Here is a 23,766-nt window from a genome sequence, read left to right as displayed (position 1 = left end):
GCAGGTTTGCAGGGTCTGGCGAAGGTAGCTCCGCGGAGCGCTGACGACATCCGGTCGTTCGGAGGGTTGTGGTGCGGGTTCAGCCCGGCAGCGCCGTGCCGGGGGTGCGGGCGACCAGCGCGGCGGCCGCGATCAGGTCCCAGCCGGGCGCGTACTCGTTGCCGGTCTCCAGGTGCGGTGCGTGCTTCTCGTAGCGGTCGAGCAGTTCTAGCACCGACTCGAAGACCGCGCGGTCGGGGTGCTCCGGCCGGACACCGCAGCAGTGCCGCGCCAGGTCGAGCATCTGGCCGGGCGACTCGCCGCGCTTGGTGGCCTCCACCCCGGCCGCGAGGTACACGTACAGGCGTTCCAGCAACGGGTCCAGCACCGGCACCCGGCCGGGCGCCGGACCGAGGTCGGGGGCGTCCCGCCGTTCCACCAGCCGCAGCGCGTTGCCGCCCAGCACGCCCGCGACCTGCTCGTCGTCCAGGCCGGCGTACCGGGCGCAGCGTGCGGCCGCGTGCGCACCCCACAGCGCCGTCGAGTACGGCACGTCGCTGCCGAACAACACCCGCCCGGGTGGCATCGTGGCGAGCGCGACGACCAGGTCGGTCGGGCTCCACCAGGACGTGTCGAGGTACAGGTTGTCCACCGGGTGCCCGGACAGCCACGCCAGGTCCGTGAGCGCGGCGTGCGCCAGCACGAACCGGGCACGGGGGTAGCGGCGCAGCACCGCGAGCAGCGTGTCGCCGAACGGGTCGATCTCGGGTCCGGCGTGCACCACGACGGGCAGCGTCAGCTCGTGCGCCAGGCCGAACACCCCGTGCAGCCGGTCGTCGTCGAGGGCGAACTCGTCGCTGGCCGGGTGGAGCTTGATCCCCCGCGCACCCGCCCGCACGCACCGCAGCGCCTCCGCCTCCGCGTCGTCACCGGGCGCCACCCGGCAGAACGCGACCACCGGTGACCGCGCGGCGGCGATCACCGCGTCGTTGGCACGGCGGTAGCCCTTCGGCTCGGTCAGCGGGAACACCGCCGCGGCCGCGTCCACTTCGGACAGGGCGTCCAGCAGCTGGTCGAAGGTGCAGGAGAACCCGCTCGGGTCGTTCGTGCCCACGTGCGTGTGGATGTCGAACAACGGCGCCGTCTCCCCGAGCGCCTCCCACCACGGCCGCACCAGGTCGTCTGCGTACACACCTCACCCCGTTCCTGTCCGTGCGCGAATGCCCGGTGGGGTCACGGGCAAACTCCGGTCGTTTTTCCCCGACCCGGCCGGGTAGCCGACGCACATGAGCGAACAACTCCCGATTTCCGGCTACGACCAGCTGACGCTCGGCGACCTCAAGCACCGCATCCGGTCGCTGGACGAGCAGGACCTGCGGCGGGTGCGCGAGCACGAGGAGGCGCACGGCAACCGCACACCGGTGCTGGAGGTCGTCGACGAACGGTTGCGGCAGCTCGCGGACGGCGCCGAACCGGCAGGCGGCGACCAGCGCAACACGCCACCGGCGGACGGCACGGCCGGCGGGGCGCCGGTGTCGCCCCAGCAGTCCCCGGACGGCAACACCCCGTTGCGGCACGGCGTGTACCAGCAGACACCGGCCCGTGGCCGCTGATGCCCGTGGGGGTGCGGTGACCGCACCCCCACGGGACCTGCTCACAGCTTGAAGACCGACCGCACGCAGCCGTCGTCCTTCTTCTTGAAGATGTCGTAGCCGTGTGCGCCCTCGCTCAACGGCATGACGTGGGTCGCCAGGTGGTTCGTGACGAGCTCGCCGGTGGCGATGCGGTCGAGCAGCGCCGGGATGTAGCGCTGGCCGTGCTGCTGTGCGCCGCGCACGGTCAGACCCTTGTTCATCATGGCGCCCAGCGGGAACTTGTCCACGAACCCGGTGAACACGCCCAGCACGAACACCGACCCGCCCTTGCGGCAGTTGTAGATCGCCTCGCGCACGGCGATCGGCCGGTCCGTTTCGAGCTTCAGCTTGCTCTTCACCTGGTCGTAGGCGTACTGCGGCCCCGTCGAGTGCGCCTCGCAGCCGACCGCCTCGATGCACACGTCCGGTCCGCGCCCGCCGGTGGCCTCCAGCAGCGCGTCACCGACGGAGGTGTTCTCGTAGTTGATGGTCTCGACGCCGAACAGCTGTTCCGCCTGGCGCAGCCGGTAGTCGAACCGGTCGATGACCAGGACCCGTTCCGCGCCGAGCAGTTGGGCCGCACGGGCAGCCATCTGCCCGACGGCGCCGCACCCCCACACAGCGACGACGTCACCGGGTTTCACACCGCCGAGGTCGGCGCCCATCCAGCCCGTCGCTGCCGAGTCCGACGTGAACAGCGCGCTCATGTCGTCGACCGCTTCGGGGATGGGGATGGCGGTGTGGTCGGCGAACGGCACGCGCACGTACTCGGCGTGGCTGCCGCGGAAGCCGCCCATCGCGTGCGAGTAGCCGAAGATGCCGCCGGGGTTGGCGCCCCAGAGGCCCTGGGTGATGGCCGGGTTGGTGTTGGTGTTGTCGCACAACGAGTACAGCTCGTTGCGGCAGTACCAGCAGCGGCCGCAGGCGATGAACGAGCACACGACGACGCGGTCGCCCGGCCGGTGCCGCGTGACACCGGGCCCGACCTCGACCACCTCACCCATGAACTCGTGCCCGATCACGTCACCGGCCTGCATGAACGGGATGTGGCCGGTGAGCAGGTGCAGGTCGGAGCCGCACACGGTGCTCAGCCGGACCTTGAGGATCATGTCCTGGTCGTTCAGCAGCCGCGGGTCCGGCACGTCCTGCACGCGGACGTCGTTGATCCCCTCCCAGCACAACGCCTTCACAGCCGGCCACCTCCCCTTCCGGTCACCAGCTGCAGCGCCTTGCCCAGGGGGCCGGGGTGCGTCGGCGCGGTGTCGGGTTCGACCACCTCGCCGGTCTCCAGCACCGACTTCGCCCTGCGCAGCGCCTCCCGCAGCTCGGCGCGGGACGCGTCGCCCAGTGGCTGCGCGACCAGTTCGGTGCCCTTGTCCCCTGCGGCCGCGCGGATGCTTATCTCGGCCTGGTCCCGCCACGGCCCGGTCAGGTCCGGTAACGCCGCCTGCACGTCGGTGGGAGCGCGGTCGACCGTGACGGTCAGCGGCCGCTCCCCCTTCCCCTGCGCCTGCCGCCGGCGCTGCGCCACCGCCGCCGCGGTCACCACGCCCGCGGCCAGCAGCGCTTTCCCTGCTGAGTTCATGGTTTCTGCCTCTCTCGGAGCGCGAGAGCCGTGAGTACCCGACGTTGCGCGGAACAACCGGGTTCGACCGGATCTGCGCGGGTATGACTCCGGTGCCGAACAAAACACTGGAGGTATCAATGGCAACGGGTGAAACCGGGTTCGACGACGTCACCTACGACCTGATCTCCGTGCAGTACCACGCGCTCAAGGCCGGTCACGACTACGGCCAGTACGTGCGGGACGCCGACAACGCGGGCCGTCAGGACATCGCGGACTTCTTCCGGCGCGTGATGGAGGAGGACTCCGCCCGCGCCCGGCAGTGCCACGAGTTCATCAAGGAGCTGTCGGGTTCGAGCGACTCCGGGCCCGCGGTCAGCTGACCGTGCCGCCCAGCTCCACCCCACCGGTGATGATCAGCAGCGCCACGTCGAGGACCGCCACCGCGAGCAGTGCGGTGAAGTTCGCCCGCGACCCCGGCCGTCGTCCGCGCAGCCTGCCGAGCACGAGGATCAGCACCGACAACGGCACCGCCACGAGCCCCGCCGCGGTGACGGGGCCGGGCGGGCCGACCGCGAGGACCACTCCGGTGATCACCGCCAGCGCGGCTGCAACGCACGCGCTGGCGGTTCCGCCGATGCGGTGCGGCAACCCGCGCACGCCGGTCGCCGCGTCGTCGTCGAGGTCCGGGATGACGTTGGCGAAGTGGGCGGCGCTGCCGAGCACGGCGGCCGCCGCCATGAGCCACAGCGGTGGCCACCGCCCGTCCGGACCGCCCAGCGTCACGAACGCGGGCAGCAACCCGAACGAAAGCGCGTACGGCACAACGGAGAACGCCGTGGCCTTGACCCCGAGGTCGTACGCCCACGCCGAACACAGCATCACGACGTGCAGCAGCGTTGCGTCCACACCGGACAGCAACGACAGTCCGACCGCGGCCACCGCGGCGACGACCGTCGCGACCGCCACCACCCGCCTCGACACCACGCCGGTGGCGACCGGTTTGTCCGCGCGGCCCACGCGCGCGTCCCGGCCGGCGTCGAGCAGGTCGTTGAGCCAGCCGACGGACAGCTGCCCGGCCAGCACCGCCGCCGCGACGGCCACCAGTCCGGCGGCCGACCGACCGACCGCCGCGGCCAGCACGGTGGCCACCACGGTGACCGCGACGGAGGGCAGCGGATGACAGGAACGCGCGAGAGCTTCGAGGCGACCCATGGGCCTCCAGTCTGCCAGCGGGCGGCCACCGCGCAGAACGATCTTGAACCGAACGACCCCGAGCTGTACGAACGACTGGCCGCCGAGTGGTGGCGGCCGAGCGGCGCGTTCGTGATGCTGCACTGGCTCGCCGCCGCACGGGCCGCCCTGGTTCCACCGGCCGTTCCCGGTGCGGTGCTGGTCGACCTGGGCTGCGGTGCGGGCCTGCTCGCGCCGCATGTGCGCGGCTACCGGCACATCGGGATCGACCTCTCCCACGAAGCACTGCGCCAGGCGGCCGAACGCGGCGTGCTGCCCGTCCGCGCGGACGTGCTCGCCGTGCCGCTGCCCGACGGGTGCGCCGACGTCGTCGTCGCCGGCGAGATCCTCGAACACGTCCCCGACCTGCCCGCGGCCGTCGCCGAGGCCTGCCGGGTGCTGCGCCCCGGTGGCCTGCTGGTGCTCGACACGCTGGCCGACACCGCGCTGTGCCGGCTGGTGGCCGTCGGGGTGGCGGAACGCGTGCTCGGCCTGGCGCCGCGCGGGGTGCACGACCCGGCGCTGTTCGTCGACCGGGCACTGCTGGTGCGCGAGTGCGCCCGGCACGGTGTGCGCCTGGTTCTGCGGGGTATCCGCCCCTCGTTGCCCGACCTGCTCACGTGGTTCGCGCGCCGCGGTCGGTCCGTCCGCATGGTGCCGACCGCGTCCACGGCCGTGCTCTTCCAGGGCGCCGGCCGCAAGAAGGGATGATCCGTGGACCTCCCCGCACTGGTTGACCGCATGTCCGGCCGCGCGTCGAAGTACGACGTGGCCGGGGAGTTCCCCGAGGAGGACTTCGCCGACCTGCGCTCCGCGGGCCTGCTCGGCCTGATGGTGCCGCAGCGGCTCGGTGGCACGGGTGCCTCGTTCGCCGACTACACCGACGTCGCCGTGCAGCTGGGCAGTGGCGCCGGGGCGACGGCGTTGATCTTCAACATGCACGCGTCGGTCACCGGTGCGCTCGCCCACACCCCCGACGAGCTGGTGCGCCAGTTCGGTGCGCCGGAGAGCTTCTTCGCCTCCCGCGACCGGGTGCTGGCCGCTGCCGCGGAAGGCGCCCTGTACGCGGTGGCGATGAGCGAACGCGGCGTCGGCTCGCGGCTGTCGCAGGTGCGGACCTCCTACGAGCGCACCGGTTCCGGTTTCCGGATCACCGGCGCGAAGACGTTCGTCTCCGGCGCGGGACACGCCGACGCCTACCTCGTGGCCGCGCGGGACAGCACGTCGGAGGAACCGAAGGTGTCGTACTTCCTCGTGCCGGCCGGTCCCGGCGTCGAGGTCAGGCCCACCTGGGACGCGCTCGGGATGCGCGCCACCACGAGCCACGACCTCGACCTCGACGTCGAGGTGGGCGAGGACGCGCTGGTCGGCGGGATCGAGGGGGCCGCGCTGCTGCTGGCCCAGGTGATGCCGCAGTGGCTGGTCGCCTCCTACGCCGCGGTCTACGTGGGTGTCGCGCAGTCCGTGCTGCGGCACGGCGTGGCGCACCTGCGGGAACGCGGGCTGCACACGTTGCCGATGGTGCGCGCCCGGCTCGGGCGGGCCGACGTGGCGGTCGCCGCGGCCGAGCTGGTCGTGCGCAGGGCGGCGCGGCAGGTCACCGACGACCCCGGCAGCCCGGAGACGAACCGCTGGGTGTGGCGCGCGAAGCTCACCGCTGGAGACACGGCGGCGCAGGTGGCGTTCTCCGTGCTGGAGGCGGCGGGGGCGTCGGCGACCCGGCGCGGGCACCCGCTGGAACGGCTCTACCGCGACGCCCGCTGCGGTGCGCTGCAACCGGCGACGTCCGACGTGTGCGCCGACTGGCTCGGCGCGAGCGCACTGGGCGACAACCCGGACGAGGTGGCGCGCTGGTGACCGCGCACATCGCCGCGATCGGCACCGCGTTCCCGCCGGTGATCGAGCAGGACGCCGTGTGGGAGCACCACTTCAGCCCGTTGCTGGACGGCAGCAGGGCGGCCGGGCGGATCTTCGCGGCGGCCGGCGTGCAGCGCAGGCATGCCGTCGTCAGCCCGCTGGAGCTCGACGTGTCGGCGTGGACGACCGGTGAGCGGATGCGCCTGTACGACGAGCACGCGCGGCCGCTGGGACACCGGGCCGTGACCACCGCGCTGCGGTCGGCCGGTCTCGACGCGTCCGACGTCGGTCAGCTCACCGTCGTGTCGTGCACCGGCTACACGGCACCGGGCCTGGACGTGCAGCTGGCCGCGTCGCTGGAACTCCCCCAAGACGCCCAGCGGCTGCTCGTCGGGCACATGGGCTGCTACGCCGCGCTCCCCGCGCTCAGCTCCGTGGCCGACTACGTGACCGTGCACCGCCGTCCTGCGGTGCTGCTGTGCCTGGAGCTCACGTCACTGCACGTCCAACCTTCCACGAAAGACCTCCAGCAGGTCGTCACGCACGCGCTGTTCGGCGACGCGGCCACCGCGCTGGTCGTGCTGCCCGGTCAGGGCGGACTGGAGGTGGTCGGGACCGGTGCCGTCACCGATCCGGCCACCGCGGACCACATGACGTGGACCGTGACCGACCACGGGTTCCGGATGACGCTGTCCCCGCAGGTGCCCGACGTGCTGGGCAAGCACGTGCGGGACGCCGTGGAACGGCTGCTCGCCGAACACGGCCTGACCGTGCCGCAGGTGCGCGGCTGGGCCGTGCACCCCGGTGGTCCGCGCATCCTCGACACCGTCGAGCACGAGCTCGGGCTGCCGCCGGACGCGCTGGAGCCGTCCCGGCGGGTGCTGCGCGAGCACGGCAACTGCTCGTCGCCGACCGTGCTGCTGGTGCTCGACGAGCTGGTGCGGGGCGCTGGGCTGCGACCGGGTGACCCGGTGGTGGCGATGGCGTTCGGCCCCGGTCTGACCCTGTACACCACTCTGCTGTCCGCGAGGTGACGCCGTGCGCTCCGTCGAAGGTCAGGTCGTGCTCATCACCGGCGGGTCGGCCGGCATCGGCCGCGTCACCGCGCGGCGGCTCGCCCGTCGCGGTGCCCGTGTGGCGATCTGCGGCCGTGACCAGGACCGGCTCACCGCCGCGGTGCAGGAGCTGCCCGGTGCCTGGGGCATGTGCTGCGACGTCACCGATCCGCGGGCGCGCGAGGAGCTGGTGCGCGGTGTCGTCGACCGGTTCGGCCGCATCGACGCGCTGGTGAACAACGCGGGGCAGGGCCGGGTCGCGAAGCTCGCCGAGCTGGACGCCGAGCAGGCGACCAGCCTCGTCGAGGTCAACTTCACGGCGGTGGTCGAGCTGACCCGGCTGGTGCTGCCGCACCTGGAGTCCCGCGGCGGGCACGTGGTGATGATGTCGTCGATCGGCGCGTGGGTGCCCGTGCCGCCGTTGTCGCTGTACTCGGCCACCAAGGCCGGTGTGCTGGGGCTGGCGGTCGGGTTGCGGCGCGAGGTGCCGCGAGGCGTGAAGGTGCACGCGGTCTGCCCCGGTCCGATCCGCACCGAGTGGCTCTCCCGCGACCTCAACGGCCGTCCGTCCGAGCAGGAGGCCCCGAACCGGCTGTCCGCGGGTTCGGCGCCGGAGGCCGTGGCCCGCGCGGTCGAGCGGTGCCTGACCGCGCGGACCTCCAGGACGGTGGCCGCGCCGCGCTGGTGGGCCGTCGCACGCCTGGGTGCTCTCGCGCCGGTGAGCCGGGTGCTGGACCTCGTGGTCGCACCCGCCTCCACCACGATCGTCCGAGCCGCCCGACGCTACGGCCGCCACCTGAGCCCCTAGCCCGCCCCTCCGTTGTCGCCCCACGCATCTGCAAGTACCACCAACTCATGATCAAACCGCCGCTGACCACTACCAACATGGTCGCCGCCCGCCGGACCGGATCGGCGTGCGCAGGTGGCGGGAAACGCTGTTGGTAGTAGGAAAGTGCCTGTTGATGTTGAGTTGGGGGTACTTGCAGATGCCAGAAAAGCCAAGGGGCGGTTAGCGCCGGGACGGGGCGGCACCGCTCAGGGAGCTGGGTGCGTCGGGGTGGGCGTTCTCCTCGACGCTGACGCCGAGGCGTTCGACCAGTTCCCCGCCCAGCCAGCCACCGAGGCCGCCGGCCAGGAAACCCAGCCAGGCCACGACGATCGCGGGCCAGGTGGGGTGCCAGTCCGGCTCGCCCAGGCGCAGCAACCAGCTGATCGCGAACGCCACCAGCACCACGCCGTTCGACAGGCCGTGCAGCAACCCGATCCGCCGCGCTCGGGTGCCGCGCGGGACGACCAGCGCCCAGTCGAGCCAGCCCGTGGCGGCGGTGACCACCCCCATCAGCACGCCCGCGGCGATGAGGTGGGCGGCGGTGAACTGGAAGCTCACCCGGTCGGTGAGCAGGTACAGCACGTCGAAGCCGACCGCGGTGGTCAGCAGGCCCAACGGGAACACGATGAGGATGGGGTGGACGGCGTGGCCCGCGGCGCGGACGCGACTGCGCATGAGGTGCTCCTTCCGGAAGCGACTGCTGCCAGCAGGCGTACCCGGCGGCGGAGCGGATACCCCTCTCTCATGAACAACTCTGGCGTGAACACCCCTGGCGTGCCGATCGAGGAACTGCGGCGGTTCGTGCTGGACCGGCTCGACGAGGACGAACGCCGCCTGGCCGACGAGGAGCTGCCGCGGCTCGACGACGCCGAGCGCCGCGGCCGGTTGCGGGTCGTGCGCTCCGACGACGGCGCCGGGCTGCTCCTGCTGCCCGGCCCGGTGCAGGCGGCGGAGGAACGGGCGACGGTGCCGTTCCCGGAGAAGGTCGGCCTGCTGCGCACCGAGGTGGAGCAGACCGAGGACGAGGCGGTGCTGCGGCTGGTCGCGTCCGCCTACAACGAGCACCACGACTGGCAGGAGGAGTGGCGATGACGAGCCGCGCGCCCGAGCCCGACCGGGTGACCGCCGAGAGCGAGCTGGAGGACGCCGACATCGGCGGCGAGCACACCCGGCCCACCTACGCCGACGAGAACCCCGGCGGCCCGCACCGCGGACCCGACGAGTCCGAGCCCGACGACGAGGGCGGCATGGACCCGTGAGTCACTCCTCGACCTGCTGGGTGACCGTGCCGCGCACGAAGTACCGCTGGGCCACCAGGAACAGCAGGATCATCGGCACGGTGGCGACGACGCTGGCCGCCATCACCAGCTCCCACTGCGCCTCGCCGCCCTGGCCGAACCGGTCCAGCACCGCCTTCAGCCCGCGCGGCAACGTGTACAGCTCCGGCTCGCGCAGGTAGATCAGCGGCCGGATGAGGTCCGTCCAGGCGGCCTTGAGCTCGAACACGAACACGACGATCAAGCCGGGCCGGGCCAGCGGCAGTGCGAGGGACCGGAACTGCCGCCACGGCCCGGCGCCGTCGACCCGTGCCGCGTCGAACACCTCCGCGGGCAGGCCGAGGAAGAACTGGCGCAGCAGGAACACGTAGAACGCCGACCCGAACAGGTTGCCCGCCCACAGCGGGACCTGCGTGGTCGCGAGGCCGACCGCGTGCCACTCCAGGTACACCGGCACCATCGTGACGGCGGCGGGCAGCATCATCGTGGCGAGCACGAGCCCGAACAGGACACCGCGGCCGCGGAACCGGAAGCGGGCGAAGCCGAACGCCACGACCGCGCTCGACACCGTCGCCGCCGCGGCGGCCGCGAACCCGACCGCCACGCTGTTGCCCACCCACGCGAGCAACGGCACGGCCCGCCAGACCTCGGCGTAGTTCTCCGGCCGGAGCACCTCGGGCAGCAGGGCGTTGTCGAAGACCTGCGAGCGGTCCTTCAGCGACGCGCTGACGAGCCACCAGAACGGGTACGCGAACAGCACCCCGACGGCGACCAGCGCCAGCACCACGGGCAACCTGCGGGTCATGACCGGTCCTCGTAGTGCACGTAGTCGCGCGAGAGCCGCACCTGCACGGCGGTGATCGCCGCGATCACCAGGAACAGCACCCACGCCAGCGCCGAGGCGTAGCCCATGCGCAGCGAGCCGAACGCCTCCTGGAACAGGTAGATCACGTAGAACAGCGCCGCGTCGCCCTCGGCCGGTGACGACGGGCGGGCGCCGAAGAACATCGTGTAGGCCTCGGTGAAGACCTGCAGCGACGCGATGGTGTTGACGATGACCGTGAAGTACACCGTGCCGCTGATGCCGGGCAGGGTGATGTGCCAGAACTGCCGCCACGGCGAGGCGCCGTCGAGCCTGGCTGCCTCGTAGCGCTCCCCCGGCACCCTGGTCAGCGCCGCCAGGTACAGCACGGCGGTGCTGCCGACGGTCCACAGGCTCATCAGCACCAGGCCCGGTTTGATCCAGTCCGGGTCGGTCGTCCACTGCGGACCGGTGAAACCGAACCAGCCCAGCACCGCGTTGACCGCGCCGTTCTGGCCGTTGAGCAGCAACAGGAACAACGCCGCCAGCGCGACCGGCGGGGTCATCGTGGGCAGGAACAGCACGGTGCGGAAGAACCCGGCGGACCGGCCGGCGCGGCGCAGCAGCGAGGCCAGCCCGAGAGCGAGCACGATCTGCAGCGGCACGTGCAGCAGCGTGAAGAAGACCGTGTTCCACAACGCGGTCGCCGCCCGGTCGTCGGTCAGGATCTCCCGGTAGTTCGACAGGCCGGTGAACCGCGCGGGCTTGAGCAGGTCGTAGTGGGTGAACGACAGGTACAGGCTGTAGAGCATCGGCCCGGCGGTGAGCAGCAGGAACCCGAGCACCCACGGCAACACGAACAACCAGCCCGCGCGGGCCTCCCGCGCGGTCGTCATCAGCGTCCTCCGACGCGGGTCAGCGCCCGGCCGGCCTCGCGTTGCGCCTGCGCCATCGACTCCTCGGGGCTCTGCTGACCGAGCAGCACCCTGGTGACCGCGGCCTCCCACGACCGCACGAGGTCGCTGGCAGCGGGGCTCGGTGGCAGCGCGAAGGCCTTGTCCTGCACGGACTGCAGCACTCGCACGCCCTGTTCGAGCACCCGGATGCCGCGCGGGTCGTAGACCTCGGCGAAGATCCTCTCGTCGGCGGCGCGGTTGGCGGTGAAGGTGCCGCTGTAAGGCTTCCCCTTCGCGGCCAGTGCGTCCCTGCGCGCCTTCGCGGCGGTGACCCACGTGTCGGTCGCGGTCATGGTGGTGATGAAGTCGCAGGCGAGGTCCGGGTGGCGGGCGCCCTTCGGGATCGCCCAGGCCTGCCCTCCTGCCTCGGTCAGCGGGGCACCGCGCCGGTCGGTCAACGGTGCGATCGTGACGTCGACGTCCGGCGAGTTGGCGGCGAGGGTGTTGACGTACCAGGAGTCCATCGCCATGGCGGCGACCTGGCCGGTGGCGATCTCGTTCTTCGCCCCGAAGGAGTCGAACGTGTCGCGGAACGCCTTGAACGCCGCCCAGCCACCCTGCTCGCGCACCAGCCCGGCGGTGTAGCGGACGGCCTCGACCACGCGCGGGTCGTCCAGGTGCGGTTCGTCGCCGAGCAGGTCGGCGCCGTTCGCCTTGGCCCACATGGCCACGAACTCCGGCATGCGCGGGTCGAACCCGATGCGCTGCACCCGGCCGTCCTGCACGCGGGCGAGCCGCGCGGTGACCTCGGCGAGAGCGTTCCAGTCCGTTGTGGACAGCCGGGCCGGGTCGACGCCGTTCTCGCGCAGCACCGGGTTGTTGAGGATCAGCACCCGGACGGTGAAGAAGTCCGGCACCCCGTACACGGTGCCCTCGTAGGTCACCTGCCGCACCGCCGCCTCGCGGTAACCGGCGAGGTCGACGCGGTGGCGGGCCAGGCACGGCCCGAGGTCCTGCACCGCTCCCCTGGCCGCGTACCCGCCGAGCTTGCGGCGGTCGGCGTAGACCAGGTCCGGCGGGTCGCCCGCGGCCACCGAGGAGAGGAACTGCTGCTCGTCGAACACGCCCTCGTTGACCCGCAGGTCGACCTCGGGCCGGTCGGCCTTGAAGACCGCCACGCGGGCGGTGGCGTGCTCGTCCGGCAGGCCGAAACCCATGGTGACGAGCGTGTTCGGCCGATCGGCCGCGCTGGGCCCGAGGCCTCCGCAGCCCGCGACGAACAGAACGGCCAGTGCTAAGGCCGGCCCCCTCATGCGCGGGCGGCGACCACGGCGCGACGGCCGCGGAGGTGGTTGCGCGCCGCCGTCAGCAGCGTCCGCGCCTCCATCAGCTCACCGTATTCCAGGTGGTCGTCAGCGGCGGCGACGTGGGCCAGCGCCTGCTGCGGCGCCGCAGGTGCGCTCAGCACCGCGCGCGCCAGGCACTTGCGGGCCTGTTCCGCCTGCAGCGCCAGGTCGGCGCCGCCGGTCGCGCGGAGGAGCACCAGGGCGTCGCAGATGGCCTGGTCGAGGGAGCGGTGCTGCACGGTGGCCACCTTCGGACAGTCGGGAACGGGAGCGCCGACTGCTTGACGCCGATCCCGGCTACCCGCGGTTCACGGGCGGCAAACGGGTTGTGCGCGGGAAAGTCGCGGTGTCCCCCGATCAGCCGCCGCGGTTGTCGACCGCGGAGCTCAGTGCCGCGGCGACCTCGGCGAGCGCTCGGTCCGAGACCGGCTCGCCACCGGCCCGGTCCAGCAGGTCGTCCCTGGACACCACGGGCAGGGCGCCGCGCAGGTCGGGCCGGTCGAGCTCGGTGCTGCCGGCCACCACGTACCGGCCCTCCACGTGCACCAGCATCGCGTTGTGGCGCGGCGAGTCGAGCAGCTTCCTCAGGTCTTCGACGGGAACGGGCACGTCGTTCTCCTCTCGTCGCGCCACAACGGCGATGTGCGGGCGGTCAGTGACCGGTGGCCTCGTTGCCCACGCGCTGACCGGACTCCTTGGCGTGGCCGCCGACGTCCTGCGCCGCCTCACGGGTGTGCTGGGCGGTGGTCTGCGCGGCGTCCGCTGCGACCTGCCTGACCTCACCGGCGGCGTCGGTCACCGAGGACGTCACGTCCTCCTTCAGGTGCTGAGCGGACTCGGTCAGCGCCTCCTTGGCCGGTTCGATCGCATCGCTGAAGGTGTCGGAGAGCTGCTGCACCGCCTGCTGTTCGGCGTCGGTGCGGGGCAGCACGGCCGCCAGCAGCAGTCCGGAGCCGAACGCGATCAGGCCGGCCGCGAGCGGACTGCCCTGCGTCTGGCGGGCGACCCGCTGCGGGGCCTCCTGCACCACCTGCGCGGCCTGCTGCGCGCGGTCCGCAACGGCCTGACCGGCCTGCTCGGCCCGTTCGGCCACGGCCTGCCCGGTGTTCTGCCCCTGTGCCCGCACGCTCTGGGCGGTGTCGCTCGCGGTTCCCATCACCCTGTCCTTCATCGCGGTCAGTCCCCGTCGCACGCCCTGCACCCGCCGTTCGGCGATGCGCTTCGGGCTGGTGTGGTCGACGAGCCGGTTCGCGTCGGCCCTCAGCTCGGCGCGGGTGACTTCGATGTCACGCCTTATTTGGTCGGGTGTTTCGCCCATTCCGCGTCCTCCTTCAGCGTTTCGACGGTGCGTTCGGGTTTCGGGTTGACGGTGCGCAGCTTGGCCCGCCCGCTGGTGTAGAGGACCGCGCCGGCGATGCCCCACAGCACGGCCACGATCAGCGCGGCCCAGCCCAGCGGCATGACCGCGCCGAGCGCGAACACGAGCGCGAAGCTCAGCAGCACCGTCGTGAGGTACCCGGCGAACCCGGCGGCGGCGAGCATGCCACCGGCCTTGCCGGCCTTGCTCGCCTCCTGCCGCAGCTCGGCCTTCGCCAGTTCGAGCTCCTGGCGCATCAGCTTCGACAGGTCACCGGTGAGCTCGCTGACCAGATCACCGAGCGACTCCTCGGTGCGGGCCTGCGGGTACTCAGGGCTCGACATGCGGCACCCCCGCCGCGGGCCGACCGGGCGCCGGGTTCGACGTGGCCGGGGCACCGTAGTCGGGCGTCGCGCCGTAGCCGGGGGTCTCACCGGTCACCTGCTGACCCGTGGTCCCGGCGTACCCGGAGCTCTCGGTGTAGCCCTGCGTCCCGGTGTAGCCCTGCGTCCCGGTGTAGCCCTGCGTCTCGGAGTAGCCCTGCGTCGAGCCGTAGCCCGGGGACTCCGCATAGCCCTGCGTCGAGCCGTAGCCCGGCGACTCCGCATAACCCTGCGTCGAGCCGTAGCCCGGCGTGGACGGGTATCCCGTGGGCTCGGTGTAGCCCGGTGCCAGGTCGGCGCGTTCCGACGTCACCGGCACGACGCCGCCGCCGGAGCGCTGCCCGCTCTGGCCGCCACCGGTCGCGCTCTTCGCGACACGGCCGATGAGGAACCCGGCCACCGCGGCGCCCAGCAGGAACGTGCCCGGCTTGCGCCGCGCGTAGTCCCGTGCGGAGTCGAGCAGCCCCTGCGCTCCTCGCTCGTCGAGGAACCGCGCGGCCTGGCGGCTCGTGTCGGCCGCGCTCTGGATCGCACCCGCCGACATCGAGTCGGACGACGCGCCGCCGGCCATCTCGCTCAGCTCGTCGGCGATGCGGCCGAGCTGCTTCGACACCCGCTGGGCCTGCTGCTCCGCCTCCGCCGCGACGCGGTCGCGCACGTCGTTGACGACGTGGCGGGTCTGCTGCTTCGCCTCCTGCGCCACGTGCGCGGCCTGGTCGCGCACTGTGCCGCCGACCTCGCCGGCTGCTTCCTTGGCGTGCTGCGCGACCTGGGAACCTTCGTCCCGGGCCGCGGTGCGCACTCCACCCATCTGGTTCTCGGTCACGGCTGACTCCTCAGCTCGTAGTCGTGTCCTGGCCTACGAGCTACCCGTCGAAATCCGTCGCAAACGACTCGGTTCTGATCATTTTCAAAAGCTGCTGAACCGAAAACGTGACCGCCGTCCGTGTTTGCCGACGCCCGTCCGGGCTAATTCCTCCGCACGCGCACGAACTGGAAGCGGAGACCACGGATGACCCCTGCTGGACAACTGCGTTCACTCGCACGTGAACACGTCGCCGTCGCCGCGCTGACCATCCCGCGGCTGCTGCGCCACCGGGTGTGGCGCGACGCGAACCCGCACGAGGGAGCCGGTCTCGGTGTCGTGCTGGTGCCGGGTTTCGGTGCGAGCGACCTGAGCCTCACCTTCACCACGACGTGGCTGCGCGACCGCGGTTACGTCCCGACCGGCGCGGGCACCGGGTTCACCGTGGGCTGCACGTCCGAGCTGGTCGACCGGGTCGAGCAGCGGCTGGTCGAGCACGCGGAGGCCACCGGCGGCCCGGTCGTGCTGCTCGGGCAGAGCCGCGGCGGCGGGCTCGCGAGGGTGGCCGCCACCCGCCGGCCCGACCTGGTGAGCGGTCTGGTGATGATGGGCAGCCCGGTGCTCGACCCGATGGGCGCGCACCCGCAGGTGCTGCTCGCGGCACGGGCGCTGGCGCAGCTGTCCCGCGTCGGCGTGCCGGGGCTGATGCACCCGGAGTGCCTCGCCGGTGACTGCTTCGAGGACAACGTCCAGGCCGCCGCCGCGCCGTTGCCGCCGGAACTGCCCGCCGTGTCGATCTACTCCAGGTCGGACGGCATCGTGCCGTGGCAGCTGTGCCAGGACCCGTCGGCCGAGTGCGTGGAGGTGCACAGCACCCACACCGGCATGGCGCTCGATCCGGACGTGTACCAGGTCCTGCGGCCGCGGCTGGCCGAGTGGGCGGCCCAGCGCTACGACCTGCGGGCGACCGGATGAGCTCGCACGACCGGCTGGTGCGCACGGCGGAGGACGTCTTCGGCTGGACCGAGCTGCGGCCCGAGCAGCTGTGCGCGATGCGGCACGTGCTGGACGGGCGCGACGCGCTGGTCGTGATGCCCACCGGCGCGGGCAAGTCCGCGATCTACCAGGTCCCCGCGATCCTGCTCGACGGCCCGACGGTGGTGGTCTCGCCGTTGGTGGCGCTGCAACGCGACCAGGTCGCGGCACTGCGCGCGGCGGGCGCTCCCCCGGCTGCGGCCGTGAACTCAACACGTTCGGCGGAGTCCAACGAGGACGCGTGGCGGGAGTTCGCGGAGGGGCGGACGGAGTACCTGTTCCTCTCTCCCGAACAGCTCGCGAACCCCGACGTGCTCGACCGACTCGACCGCCGTCGGCCGTCGTTGTTCGTGGTCGACGAGGCGCACTGCGTGTCGGCGTGGGGTCACGACTTCCGGCCCGACTACCTGCGGCTGCGCGAGGTCGTCGACCGCCTCGGCCACCCCGTCGTGCTCGCGCTGACCGCCACGGCGAGCGGCCCGGTCCGCGGCGACGTGGTGGAGCACCTGGGCCTGCGCGACCCCGCCGTGGTGGTCGCCGGGTTCGACCGGCCCAACCTGCACCTGTCCGTGCGCTTCAGCACCGACGAGGACGACCGCTCCCGGTCCGTTGTGGACCGGGTGGTCGAGCGGAAGGGCCCAGGCCTGCTCTACACGGCCACCCGCAAAGACGCCGAGCGCTACGCCGAGACCCTCGCCGCCAAGGGACTGCGGGCGGCCGCGTTCCACGCCGGCATGAAGGCAGCCGACCGCAAACGGGTCCAGGACGACTTCATGGCCGACCGCCTCGACGTCGTCGCGGCCACCTCCGCGTTCGGCATGGGCATCGACAAGCCCGACGTGCGCTTCGTGGTGCACGCGGCCACCCCCGGTTCGCTCGACGCCTACTACCAGGAGATCGGCCGCGCCGGCCGCGACGGCGAGCCCGCCGAGGTCGTCCTGTTCCACCGGCAGGAGGACGAGGGCCTGCAACGGTTCCTCAACACCCGCCGCGCCGACCTCGACTGCGCCCGCGAGGTGGCCGCGCTCGTGCGCGAGCAGCCCGGCATCACGCTCACCGCGCTGGCGGACCGGGTCGAGTGCTCGCGCCGGAAGGTCACCGGCACGGTGAACCTCTTGGAGAGCGCCGGAATCGTGGAGATCACGCGCGACGGCGTGCGGTACGCGGACGGTGCACCCACGCCGGCGAAGTCGGTCGCGGTCGTCGAGGAAGAAGCCGAACGGCAGCTGAAACGCGACCGGTCACGGGTCGAGGTCATGCGCGAGTACGCCGGCACCCGCGGCTGCCGCCGCCGGTTCCTGCTGGGGTACTTCGGGCAGGAGCTCGACGGGCCGTGCGGTCACTGCGACCGGTGCGACGAGGGGCTGCCCGAGGAAGCCGGCGCGGCCGGCGTGGCCGCTGAGCACCGGCCGGACTCCGAGGTGCGGCACGAGATGTGGGGGCGCGGCACGGTGGTGCAGCAGGACGGTGACCGGTTGATGGTGCTGTTCGACGAGGTCGGGTACAAGACGTTGTCGCTGGCGGCGGCGGAGGAGGCCGGGGTCTTGGACTACGTCTGAGGCCGGCTCAGCGCACGAGCGCGTACAGGTCGCCGTTCGTGCTGGACGTCTGCATGTCGCCGTACCCGAGGAAGACCGCCTTGTCCCCCAGCACCGGCCGTGCCGCCCAGTGCGCGGTGGTGGGCACCGCGGTCGTGACGTCCTTGGTCCACCGCACGGCGCCGCTGCGCACGTCGAGCACGGCGAGGCCGCGGCGGGTCCCGACGTACAGGGCGTCGCCGTCCCACGTCGTCCGGCTCTGCGCAGCGGCACCGACGTTCTGCTGCCACCGCACGGCGCCGCTCTCCACGTCGAGCGAGTGCACCGTGCCGCCGATGTCGGAGACGACGAGCTGGCCGCGCACGACCACCGGTGCCGCCTGCACGAGCGCGTCGAAGCTGTGCTGCCAGCCGAGCTCACCGGTGATCGCGTCGTACCTGACGGCCTGCCCGCTCGACGCCCCCTGCCGGGTGATGCCGACCGTCGCGTAGAGGTGGTTCGCGTCGGTGGCGAGCCCCTGGACGGCCCCGGCGGTGGTGCGGCTCCACGCCTGCTTCCCGTCGGCGTGCACCTGAACGCCGTCGACCGCCGTCGCCGAGTACACGAACCCCTGCTGTTCCACGACGTCGTTGACCTGCCTGGAGACCCGCACCTGCTCGACGACCTGACCGGAGCGTTCGTCGACGCGCAACACCCAGCCGGTGTTCGTGCCGACCAGGACCGTGCCGTCCCGCGCCTCCCGGTGGCAGGCCGGGAGGCCGTCCGTGTCCAGCGACCAGCGCACGGCGCCGCCGTCCTCGATCGCGGTCAGGCGTCCTCGGTTCTGCGTCATCGCCCGGCCGGCGAGCACCAGACCGCGAACGACGGAGCACGGCCCGGTCATCGCGCCGCCGAGGTCCACCCGCCAGCGCTGCGCGCCGTCGTCCTGGCCCAGCCCGACCACGCCGCCGTCCCGCAACGACAGCACCACGTCGGCACCGTTGACGACGGGGAAGCAGGCCGACTCGAACCCCCTGTGCCACAGTTCGCTGCCCGGCTCAGCGCGTGCGAACAACCGGGTCCCGAAGTAGGTGCCCGTCGCGGCCACCGCGACCCCGCCCAGGCCCAGTGCGAGCACCCGCCGCCGGCGCACCGGTGTGGCGGCGGCGAGCTTGCCGGCCAGCAGCCGGGTGAGCAGCTCGACGTCGGTCTCGCCGTCCTCCCGCACGTCGATCCAGGCGGTGCTCCTGGGCAGGCCGGGCAGCTCGGTGTCGTCGAGGCGCAGCGGCAGCACGGCGTCGTCCCTGCCCTGGAGCACCGTCTCCAGCGCCGAGCGCAGCTCCCACCTAGTCCACACGCTGTCGAGGTAGTGGCGGGACACGACCACCACGACGTACCGGGACCGCTTGCCGTAGACGTCCAGCAGCTTCTCGAAGAGGTTCGTGCCCCACAGCTCGGCCTGGTGGTACTCGTCGAAGAACACCCTGTGCCCGTCGGCCTTCAGCGCCTCGGCGAGACCGCGTGCGAACACCCGGTCGGGTCCGGCGAACGACAGCGCGAAGTCGTACTGCTCGTTGGGCTCCACCTGAGGAGTGTCGCGCTCCGCAGGCGCCGTGACACGACCCGGCGCTACTGCCCCTCCACCCGCAGCTCCAAGCCCGGCGCGGACAGCACCGGCGCGTCCGGTGCCTCGGCCAGCACGAGCGTCAGCTCCCCCGTCTCGAACCGCGATCCGCTCCCGGTCCAGCGCACGGGTTCCTCGCTCCTCAGCCGCACCTCACCGCCGGGCTGCGTCACCACGGCGGTGAGCCCGTCCCCGTCCTGCTCCAGCACGACGGTGCCGCCGTCCTCGGGCCCGCCCGCGTCGGGCAGGTCCGCGGACAGCCGCAGGACGGCCACCGCGCCGCCCTCGACGCGGCACTCTCCGACCAGGTCCAGGAGCACCGTCTTGGACCGCAGCGTCACCTCAGCCTGCGAGACCTGACAACGAACCGTGGTTGCTGAACTGTCGGCCATGCGCAGTGCCTACCCACCGCGCACCCGCCGAAAACAGGATCAGCCGTCCAGGGCGACGGGCCAGTCACCGACCAGCGGGCAGTGCCGGACCGCCTGGTCGAGCAGGTCGGCCCGGCGTTCGCTCGGGACGTTGGGCAGCGCGACCGAGAGCGACGCGTCGACGGTGTAGTCCTGGGCGGTGCCGTGGTTCAGCGCCACCCGTGCGCGCACGGCGCTGCCGGTCGTGTCGAGGTCGCCGGTGGAGGCCGCCAGCGCCACGGCCTGGTGCAGGCACGTGGCCAGCGCCGCGGCGTACAGCTTCTCGGGGTCCCAGGACCCGTCACCGACGGGGAGCGCGGACCCCGACACCTCGACCTCGTCGTTCCGGGAGACCGCCTCGACCTCTTCGACCTTCATCGCCACCTGCTTCGTCGACGGGTGTGAACCCTCCGCGCATACCCGTGGCCTGGCGGCTCAACCGCGATCGGGGTCAGCGGAACACGACCGTGCCGCTGCCGTCGAACGGCACCGCCAGGTACTCGGTGCACGCGTCGGCCAGCCACGCCGCCAGGTACCCGGCGAACGACGACCGCACCAGCAGCGCGACCCGGTCGGGCCCGGTCACCTGCAGGATGACCCCTGTGCGTGCGAGCAGCGTCTGCACGCAAGTGCCGACGGGAGCCGCAGCCGGGTGCAGGTCCACGGCACATCCGTGAGCCAGCACGTCGCGGACGTGCTGACCTTCCAGCTCCACGGTCGTGCGCTGAGCCGAAGTGTCCACAACGGACCCCCTTTCACCACCGAGCGCGCCACGCAGCACCTCCTCGACCACCGCCTGCAGATCGGGTCCGGCCACGACCAGGAACTCGTCAGGCCCCAGCCACAGCACCTCCACGGCACCGAACGGGCCGGTGTCCATGGTGAACGTGCACGCATCCGCCGGGAACACCACACCCAGCGCGCCGCCCATGGCCGCGATGGCGCCGGAGTTGGACACCCGCACCGTGAGCTGGGAGCGGAACGGCACCTCGCGCACGCCCAGCGCGGGTGCAAGCGCGGTCAGCCGGTCGGTCCAGGCCGCCAGCGGGCTCACCGGGTCAGCCGTCACGGCGGGTTCCTTCCTGGTCGTAGAGCACGGAGCCGGTCACGGTGACCGGGACGAGCGCGTCCCCGACCGGCACGTAGAGGGTCTCGCCGATGCGGTCGCGGCCGGAGCGCACGAGAGCGAGGGCGAAGGTGCGGCTCAGCGCGGCGCTCGGGTAGCTGGAGGTGACGTGGCCGAGCATCCGCACCGGCGGTTCGGGCAGCCGGTCGGTCTCGACGACCTGCGCGCCCTCCGGCAGCAGCACCCGCGGGTCCACGGGCAGCAGGCCGACGAGCTGCTTGCGGTCGGCGCGGTTGTTCTCCGCACGGGCGAAGGACCTCTTGCCGATGAAGTCGGCCTTCTTCTTCGACACCGCCCACGACATGCCGAGGTCCTGGGGTGTGACGGTGGCGTCGGTCTCCTGGCCGATGATCGGGTAGCCCTTCTCGGCGCGCAGGACGTGCATGGTCTCGGTGCCGTACGGCGTGATCCCGTGCTCCTCCCCCGCCGCCATCAGCGCCTCCCACACGGCGATGCCGTGCCAGGCGGTCACGTTGATCTCGTAGGCCAGCTCGCCGGAGAAGCTGATCCGGCACACCCGCGCGGGCACACCGGCGACCTCGGTGTCGTGCCAGGTCATGAACTCGAACGCCGCGTTCGAGACGTCGAGCGAGGGCGCCACCGCGGCGAGCACCGCACGGGACTTCGGCCCCACCAGCGGGATCGTGGCCCAGTGCTCGGTGACCGACGCGCAGTGCACGTCGAGGTGCGGCCACTCCGTCTGCAGCCACTCCTCCATCCAGTCGAGGATTTTGGCGGCATTGCCGGTCGTCGTGGTGACGAGGTAGCGCTCCTCGCCGACGCGGATCACGGTGCCGTCGTCGATCACCATGCCGTCCACGCCGCACATGACGCCGTAGCGGATCCGGCCGACCTTCAGCGTGCTCATCAGGTTGGTGTAGAGCAGGTCGAGGAACTCGCCGGCGTCCGCGCCCTGGACGTCGATCTTGCCCAGCGTGGAGCCGTCCATCAGCGCGACGCCCTCGCGTGCGGCCCGGCATTCGCGCAGCACGGCCGTGTGCAGGTCCTCACCCGGCCGCGGGTAGTACCAGGGCCGCTTCCACTGGCCGACGTTCTCGAACACCGCCCCGTGCGCGACGTGCCACGGGTGGATCGCCGTGACCCGCACCGGATCGTGCAGCTCGCCGCGGTTGCGCCCGGCCAGCGCGGCGAACGACACCGGGGTGTAGGGCGGTCGGAACGTCGTCGGCCGCTGCTCGGCTAGTTCGACGCCGAGAGCCTCCGCGACGATGCCGGCCGCGATCATGCCCGAGGTCTTGCCCTGGTCGTGCGCGGTGCCGATGGTCGTGTACCGCTTGATGTGCTCCAACGACCGCAACCCCGCGCCCGTCGCGCGCAGCACGTCCGCGACCGTCGAGTCCCGTTGCAGGTCGACGAAGCTCGTCTCGTCGGAGCCGGGCACCCGCCACAGCACCAGACCGGACCGGCCCGTGCACCGCGCGTCCGGCACCGGTCGCGGCACCGTCGTCCGGGGGGCGAACCCGGCGCCGAGCGACGCCTCGGCACCGCAGACGCTGCCGTCGCCCAGGCACCGGGCGAGGTCGAGGTTCCCGTTCGCCGCACCGGCGACCCGCACCGTCGGCTCGGCCGGTCCCGGCACGAACGCGCCGAGCCCGTCGTCGTGGAGCAGTGTGCCGCCGGCCTGGCTGAACAGGCTCACCACCGGGTTCCAGCCGCCCGACACCAGCAGGGTGTCGCACGCGACGACCTCGTCGCCGACGTGCACCGCCGTGATCCGTCCCTCGCCCTCCGTGCCGGTGACCACCCGCCCGGCGCGGACCTCGATCCCCCGCGCCGCGCACTCGGCCGCGAGCGCGGCGGGTACCTCCGGCCGGGCGTCGACCACCAGCGCGACGTCCACACCGGACTCCGCGAGGTCGATCGCCGCGCAGTACGCGCTGTCATGGGTGGTGAACACGACCGCGCGTGAACCGGGCAGCACGCCGTAGCGGCGCAGGAACGTGCGGGCCGAGGACGCCAGCATGATCCCGGGCCGGTCGTTGTCCGGGAACGCGACCGGGCGTTCGTGGGCACCGGTGGCGAGCACTGTCTGCTTGGTGCGGATCCGCCACACCCGCTGCCGGGCGACGCCGGCGGGTGCGGCGAACCCGAGGTGGTCGGTGCGCTTCTGCAGCGCGAGCACGAACCCGTCCTGGTACATGCCGAACGCGGTGGTGCGGTCCAGCACCAGCACACCGGGCGTGCCCTTGAGCTCCGCGACCACGTCGGCGACCCACGCGGCCGCCGGCCGGTCGTCCAGGTGCTCCTCGAAGACCGGCAGCGCACCGCCGGGCCGGTTCTGCTCGTCCACCAGCACCACGCGGGCACCGCTGCGGGCGGCGGTCAGCGCGGCCATCAGCCCCGCCGGTCCGGCGCCGACGACCAGCACGTCGCAGTGCACGTGCTTGGCGTCGTAGCGCGCCGGGTCGGGTTCGGCGGCGAGCCGTCCCTGCCCGGCCAGGCCGCGCGCCACCAGGCCGTCGTACAGCTCGACGGTCGTGGCGAGCAGCATCGGCTCGGGGAACGGCGCCTCGACCTGCACCAATGACGTCGGGTCCTCCGACCCGGCCGCGACGATCCCGCGCGGGCGGCCCAGCTTCACGCTGGTGCCGATCTCGTGGACACCGTTGGCCAGCAACGCGGAGGCGAGCGTGTCGCCGGGGTGGCCGGTGTAGTCCTGTCCGTTGAACGTGAAGCGCAGCAGCGTGGTCCGGTCGACCTCGCCGCCGGTCGGGGTCCGGAACGTCACGGGGCCACCTCCGGCATCGGCTCGCCGGACCGGTAGGTGGCGAGGAGCTCGTGGGTGCGAGTGTCGCGCACGGCGTTGAACCAGCGGCGGCACCCGGCGCTGTGGCTCCAGCGCTCGGCGAACGGGCCGCTGGGGTTGTCCCGGAAGAACACGTACTGCGCCCACTGCTCGTCGGTCAGCGCCGACGGGTCCTCGGGGTAGGCGACGTGGGCCTGGCCGCCGTAGTGGAACTCGGCTTCCTCGCGCGGTCCGCACCACGGGCACGGGATGAGTTGCATCGTCAGCTCC

General features: G+C 72.5%; 29 protein-coding genes. 10 read left to right on the top strand and 19 right to left on the bottom strand.

Annotated features, from left to right (window positions below):
* Nucleotides 1–79: 79 nt before the first annotated feature.
* A complete protein-coding gene (locus tag ACZ7CH_RS12515; RefSeq protein WP_470373891.1) occupies nucleotides 80–1,171 on the bottom strand; it encodes an amidohydrolase family protein in 1,092 nt (363 codons plus the stop codon).
* Between the two features lie 94 nt (nucleotides 1,172–1,265).
* Here ACZ7CH_RS12515 and ACZ7CH_RS12510 point away from each other — a divergent pair, with 94 nt between their 5' ends.
* Nucleotides 1,266–1,592, top strand: a complete 327-nt coding sequence (locus tag ACZ7CH_RS12510) for a DUF8129 domain-containing protein (RefSeq protein WP_470373890.1) — start codon at nucleotides 1,266–1,268, stop codon at nucleotides 1,590–1,592.
* Between the two features lie 41 nt (nucleotides 1,593–1,633).
* Here ACZ7CH_RS12510 and ACZ7CH_RS12505 read toward each other — a convergent pair whose 3' ends face one another.
* Entirely contained in the window at nucleotides 1,634–2,803 is a 1,170-nt protein-coding gene (locus tag ACZ7CH_RS12505) for a zinc-dependent alcohol dehydrogenase (RefSeq protein WP_360396633.1), read from the bottom strand.
* Nucleotides 2,800–3,198 (bottom strand): hypothetical protein, encoded by a 399-nt coding sequence (locus ACZ7CH_RS12500; RefSeq protein WP_470373889.1) that lies wholly within the window; start codon nucleotides 3,196–3,198, stop codon nucleotides 2,800–2,802. Before ACZ7CH_RS12500 ends, ACZ7CH_RS12505 begins: the two co-directional genes overlap by 4 nt.
* Before the next feature lie 119 nt (nucleotides 3,199–3,317).
* Here ACZ7CH_RS12500 and ACZ7CH_RS12495 point away from each other — a divergent pair, with 119 nt between their 5' ends.
* Nucleotides 3,318–3,560: an acyl carrier protein gene (locus tag ACZ7CH_RS12495; protein ID WP_360396629.1), complete on the top strand. Its 243-nt coding sequence runs from the start codon at nucleotides 3,318–3,320 to the stop codon at nucleotides 3,558–3,560.
* Here the strand turns inward: ACZ7CH_RS12495 and ACZ7CH_RS12490 are convergent.
* Entirely contained in the window at nucleotides 3,553–4,392 is an 840-nt protein-coding gene (locus ACZ7CH_RS12490; protein ID WP_470373888.1) for a UbiA family prenyltransferase, read from the bottom strand. The genes ACZ7CH_RS12495 and ACZ7CH_RS12490 overlap by 8 nt on opposite strands.
* Here ACZ7CH_RS12490 and ACZ7CH_RS12485 point away from each other — a divergent pair.
* From ACZ7CH_RS12485 to ACZ7CH_RS12470, 4 genes are read left to right on the top strand one after another with little or no spacing between them, the layout of a single operon-like run.
* Complete coding sequence (locus ACZ7CH_RS12485; RefSeq protein ID WP_470373887.1) at nucleotides 4,357–5,121, top strand: methyltransferase domain-containing protein; 765 nt, start codon at nucleotides 4,357–4,359, stop codon at nucleotides 5,119–5,121. The two genes, ACZ7CH_RS12490 and ACZ7CH_RS12485, sit on opposite strands and share 36 nt — an antisense overlap.
* Nucleotides 5,122–5,124: 3 nt before the next feature.
* The gene (locus ACZ7CH_RS12480) at nucleotides 5,125–6,267 is read left to right on the top strand and encodes an acyl-CoA dehydrogenase family protein (RefSeq protein ID WP_458432202.1); all 1,143 of its coding nucleotides are present in this window, start codon (nucleotides 5,125–5,127) and stop codon (nucleotides 6,265–6,267) included.
* Nucleotides 6,264–7,301, top strand: a complete 1,038-nt coding sequence (locus ACZ7CH_RS12475; RefSeq protein ID WP_470373886.1) for a type III polyketide synthase — start codon at nucleotides 6,264–6,266, stop codon at nucleotides 7,299–7,301. Before ACZ7CH_RS12480 ends, ACZ7CH_RS12475 begins: the two co-directional genes overlap by 4 nt.
* 4 nt (nucleotides 7,302–7,305) lie before the next feature.
* Complete coding sequence (locus ACZ7CH_RS12470) at nucleotides 7,306–8,130, top strand: SDR family NAD(P)-dependent oxidoreductase (RefSeq protein ID WP_470369310.1); 825 nt, start codon at nucleotides 7,306–7,308, stop codon at nucleotides 8,128–8,130.
* Between the two features lie 201 nt (nucleotides 8,131–8,331).
* On the opposite strand, the gene ACZ7CH_RS12465 is transcribed toward ACZ7CH_RS12470, so the two are convergent.
* Nucleotides 8,332–8,826: a DUF2231 domain-containing protein gene (locus tag ACZ7CH_RS12465; protein ID WP_360396617.1), complete on the bottom strand. Its 495-nt coding sequence runs from the start codon at nucleotides 8,824–8,826 to the stop codon at nucleotides 8,332–8,334.
* A gap of 69 nt (nucleotides 8,827–8,895) precedes the next feature.
* Between ACZ7CH_RS12465 and ACZ7CH_RS12460 the strand changes: the two genes are divergently transcribed.
* Nucleotides 8,896–9,243, top strand: coding sequence for a hypothetical protein (locus ACZ7CH_RS12460; protein ID WP_360396615.1), 348 nt, complete (start codon nucleotides 8,896–8,898; stop codon nucleotides 9,241–9,243).
* Nucleotides 9,240–9,410: a hypothetical protein gene (locus tag ACZ7CH_RS12455; RefSeq protein ID WP_360396613.1), complete on the top strand. Its 171-nt coding sequence runs from the start codon at nucleotides 9,240–9,242 to the stop codon at nucleotides 9,408–9,410. Before ACZ7CH_RS12460 ends, ACZ7CH_RS12455 begins: the two co-directional genes overlap by 4 nt.
* A 1-nt stretch (nucleotide 9,411) precedes the next feature.
* Here ACZ7CH_RS12455 and ACZ7CH_RS12450 read toward each other — a convergent pair whose 3' ends face one another.
* The 8 genes from ACZ7CH_RS12450 to ACZ7CH_RS12415 form a co-directional block, all read right to left on the bottom strand.
* On the bottom strand, nucleotides 9,412–10,233 hold the full coding sequence (locus ACZ7CH_RS12450) for a carbohydrate ABC transporter permease (protein WP_458432200.1): 822 nt from the start codon (nucleotides 10,231–10,233) through the stop codon (nucleotides 9,412–9,414).
* Entirely contained in the window at nucleotides 10,230–11,126 is an 897-nt protein-coding gene (locus tag ACZ7CH_RS12445; protein WP_470369313.1) for a carbohydrate ABC transporter permease, read from the bottom strand. The genes ACZ7CH_RS12450 and ACZ7CH_RS12445 overlap by 4 nt, the downstream gene beginning before the upstream one ends.
* Entirely contained in the window at nucleotides 11,126–12,343 is a 1,218-nt protein-coding gene (locus ACZ7CH_RS12440; RefSeq protein ID WP_360396608.1) for an extracellular solute-binding protein, read from the bottom strand. Before ACZ7CH_RS12440 ends, ACZ7CH_RS12445 begins: the two co-directional genes overlap by 1 nt.
* A gap of 92 nt (nucleotides 12,344–12,435) precedes the next feature.
* On the bottom strand, nucleotides 12,436–12,711 hold the full coding sequence (locus tag ACZ7CH_RS12435) for a hypothetical protein (RefSeq protein WP_360396606.1): 276 nt from the start codon (nucleotides 12,709–12,711) through the stop codon (nucleotides 12,436–12,438).
* A gap of 118 nt (nucleotides 12,712–12,829) precedes the next feature.
* Nucleotides 12,830–13,081 (bottom strand): hypothetical protein, encoded by a 252-nt coding sequence (locus ACZ7CH_RS12430; protein ID WP_470373885.1) that lies wholly within the window; start codon nucleotides 13,079–13,081, stop codon nucleotides 12,830–12,832.
* A 43-nt stretch (nucleotides 13,082–13,124) separates the two neighbouring features.
* Nucleotides 13,125–13,790 carry a DUF3618 domain-containing protein gene (locus ACZ7CH_RS12425; RefSeq protein WP_360396602.1) on the bottom strand — a complete coding sequence of 222 codons (666 nt, stop codon included), beginning with the start codon at nucleotides 13,788–13,790 and terminating at the stop codon, nucleotides 13,125–13,127.
* Complete coding sequence (locus ACZ7CH_RS12420) at nucleotides 13,766–14,173, bottom strand: phage holin family protein (protein ID WP_360396600.1); 408 nt, start codon at nucleotides 14,171–14,173, stop codon at nucleotides 13,766–13,768. The genes ACZ7CH_RS12425 and ACZ7CH_RS12420 overlap by 25 nt, the downstream gene beginning before the upstream one ends.
* A complete protein-coding gene (locus tag ACZ7CH_RS12415) occupies nucleotides 14,160–15,038 on the bottom strand; it encodes a hypothetical protein (RefSeq protein WP_470373884.1) in 879 nt (292 codons plus the stop codon). The genes ACZ7CH_RS12420 and ACZ7CH_RS12415 overlap by 14 nt, the downstream gene beginning before the upstream one ends.
* A gap of 186 nt (nucleotides 15,039–15,224) precedes the next feature.
* On the opposite strand from ACZ7CH_RS12415, the gene ACZ7CH_RS12410 reads away from it, so the two are divergent.
* Together ACZ7CH_RS12410 and ACZ7CH_RS12405 are read left to right on the top strand one after the other, a co-directional pair.
* The gene (locus ACZ7CH_RS12410; protein ID WP_470373883.1) at nucleotides 15,225–15,992 is read left to right on the top strand and encodes an esterase/lipase family protein; all 768 of its coding nucleotides are present in this window, start codon (nucleotides 15,225–15,227) and stop codon (nucleotides 15,990–15,992) included.
* Nucleotides 15,989–17,611, top strand: coding sequence for a RecQ family ATP-dependent DNA helicase (locus ACZ7CH_RS12405; RefSeq protein WP_470373882.1), 1,623 nt, complete (start codon nucleotides 15,989–15,991; stop codon nucleotides 17,609–17,611). Before ACZ7CH_RS12410 ends, ACZ7CH_RS12405 begins: the two co-directional genes overlap by 4 nt.
* A gap of 7 nt (nucleotides 17,612–17,618) precedes the next feature.
* Here the strand turns inward: ACZ7CH_RS12405 and ACZ7CH_RS12400 are convergent, their stop codons facing one another.
* The 6 genes from ACZ7CH_RS12400 to ACZ7CH_RS12375 form a co-directional block, all read right to left on the bottom strand.
* The gene (locus ACZ7CH_RS12400; RefSeq protein ID WP_470373881.1) at nucleotides 17,619–19,154 is read right to left on the bottom strand and encodes an outer membrane protein assembly factor BamB family protein; all 1,536 of its coding nucleotides are present in this window, start codon (nucleotides 19,152–19,154) and stop codon (nucleotides 17,619–17,621) included.
* Between the two features lie 44 nt (nucleotides 19,155–19,198).
* Nucleotides 19,199–19,534, bottom strand: a complete 336-nt coding sequence (locus ACZ7CH_RS12395) for a hypothetical protein (protein WP_470369317.1) — start codon at nucleotides 19,532–19,534, stop codon at nucleotides 19,199–19,201.
* A gap of 90 nt (nucleotides 19,535–19,624) precedes the next feature.
* Entirely contained in the window at nucleotides 19,625–19,981 is a 357-nt protein-coding gene (locus ACZ7CH_RS12390; protein WP_360396588.1) for an OsmC family protein, read from the bottom strand.
* Between the two features lie 73 nt (nucleotides 19,982–20,054).
* On the bottom strand, nucleotides 20,055–20,672 hold the full coding sequence (locus ACZ7CH_RS12385; protein ID WP_470373880.1) for a sarcosine oxidase subunit gamma: 618 nt from the start codon (nucleotides 20,670–20,672) through the stop codon (nucleotides 20,055–20,057).
* Nucleotides 20,662–23,478 (bottom strand): 2Fe-2S iron-sulfur cluster-binding protein, encoded by a 2,817-nt coding sequence (locus ACZ7CH_RS12380; protein ID WP_470373879.1) that lies wholly within the window; start codon nucleotides 23,476–23,478, stop codon nucleotides 20,662–20,664. Before ACZ7CH_RS12380 ends, ACZ7CH_RS12385 begins: the two co-directional genes overlap by 11 nt.
* Entirely contained in the window at nucleotides 23,475–23,756 is a 282-nt protein-coding gene (locus ACZ7CH_RS12375) for a sarcosine oxidase subunit delta (protein ID WP_360396584.1), read from the bottom strand. Before ACZ7CH_RS12375 ends, ACZ7CH_RS12380 begins: the two co-directional genes overlap by 4 nt.
* Nucleotides 23,757–23,766: the final 10 nt, after the last annotated feature.

Source organism: Lentzea sp. NPDC037011 (assembly GCF_055607425.1).
The sequence above is the reverse complement of the archived record's forward strand: the minus strand, read 5'-3'. Positions and strand labels throughout refer to the sequence as shown.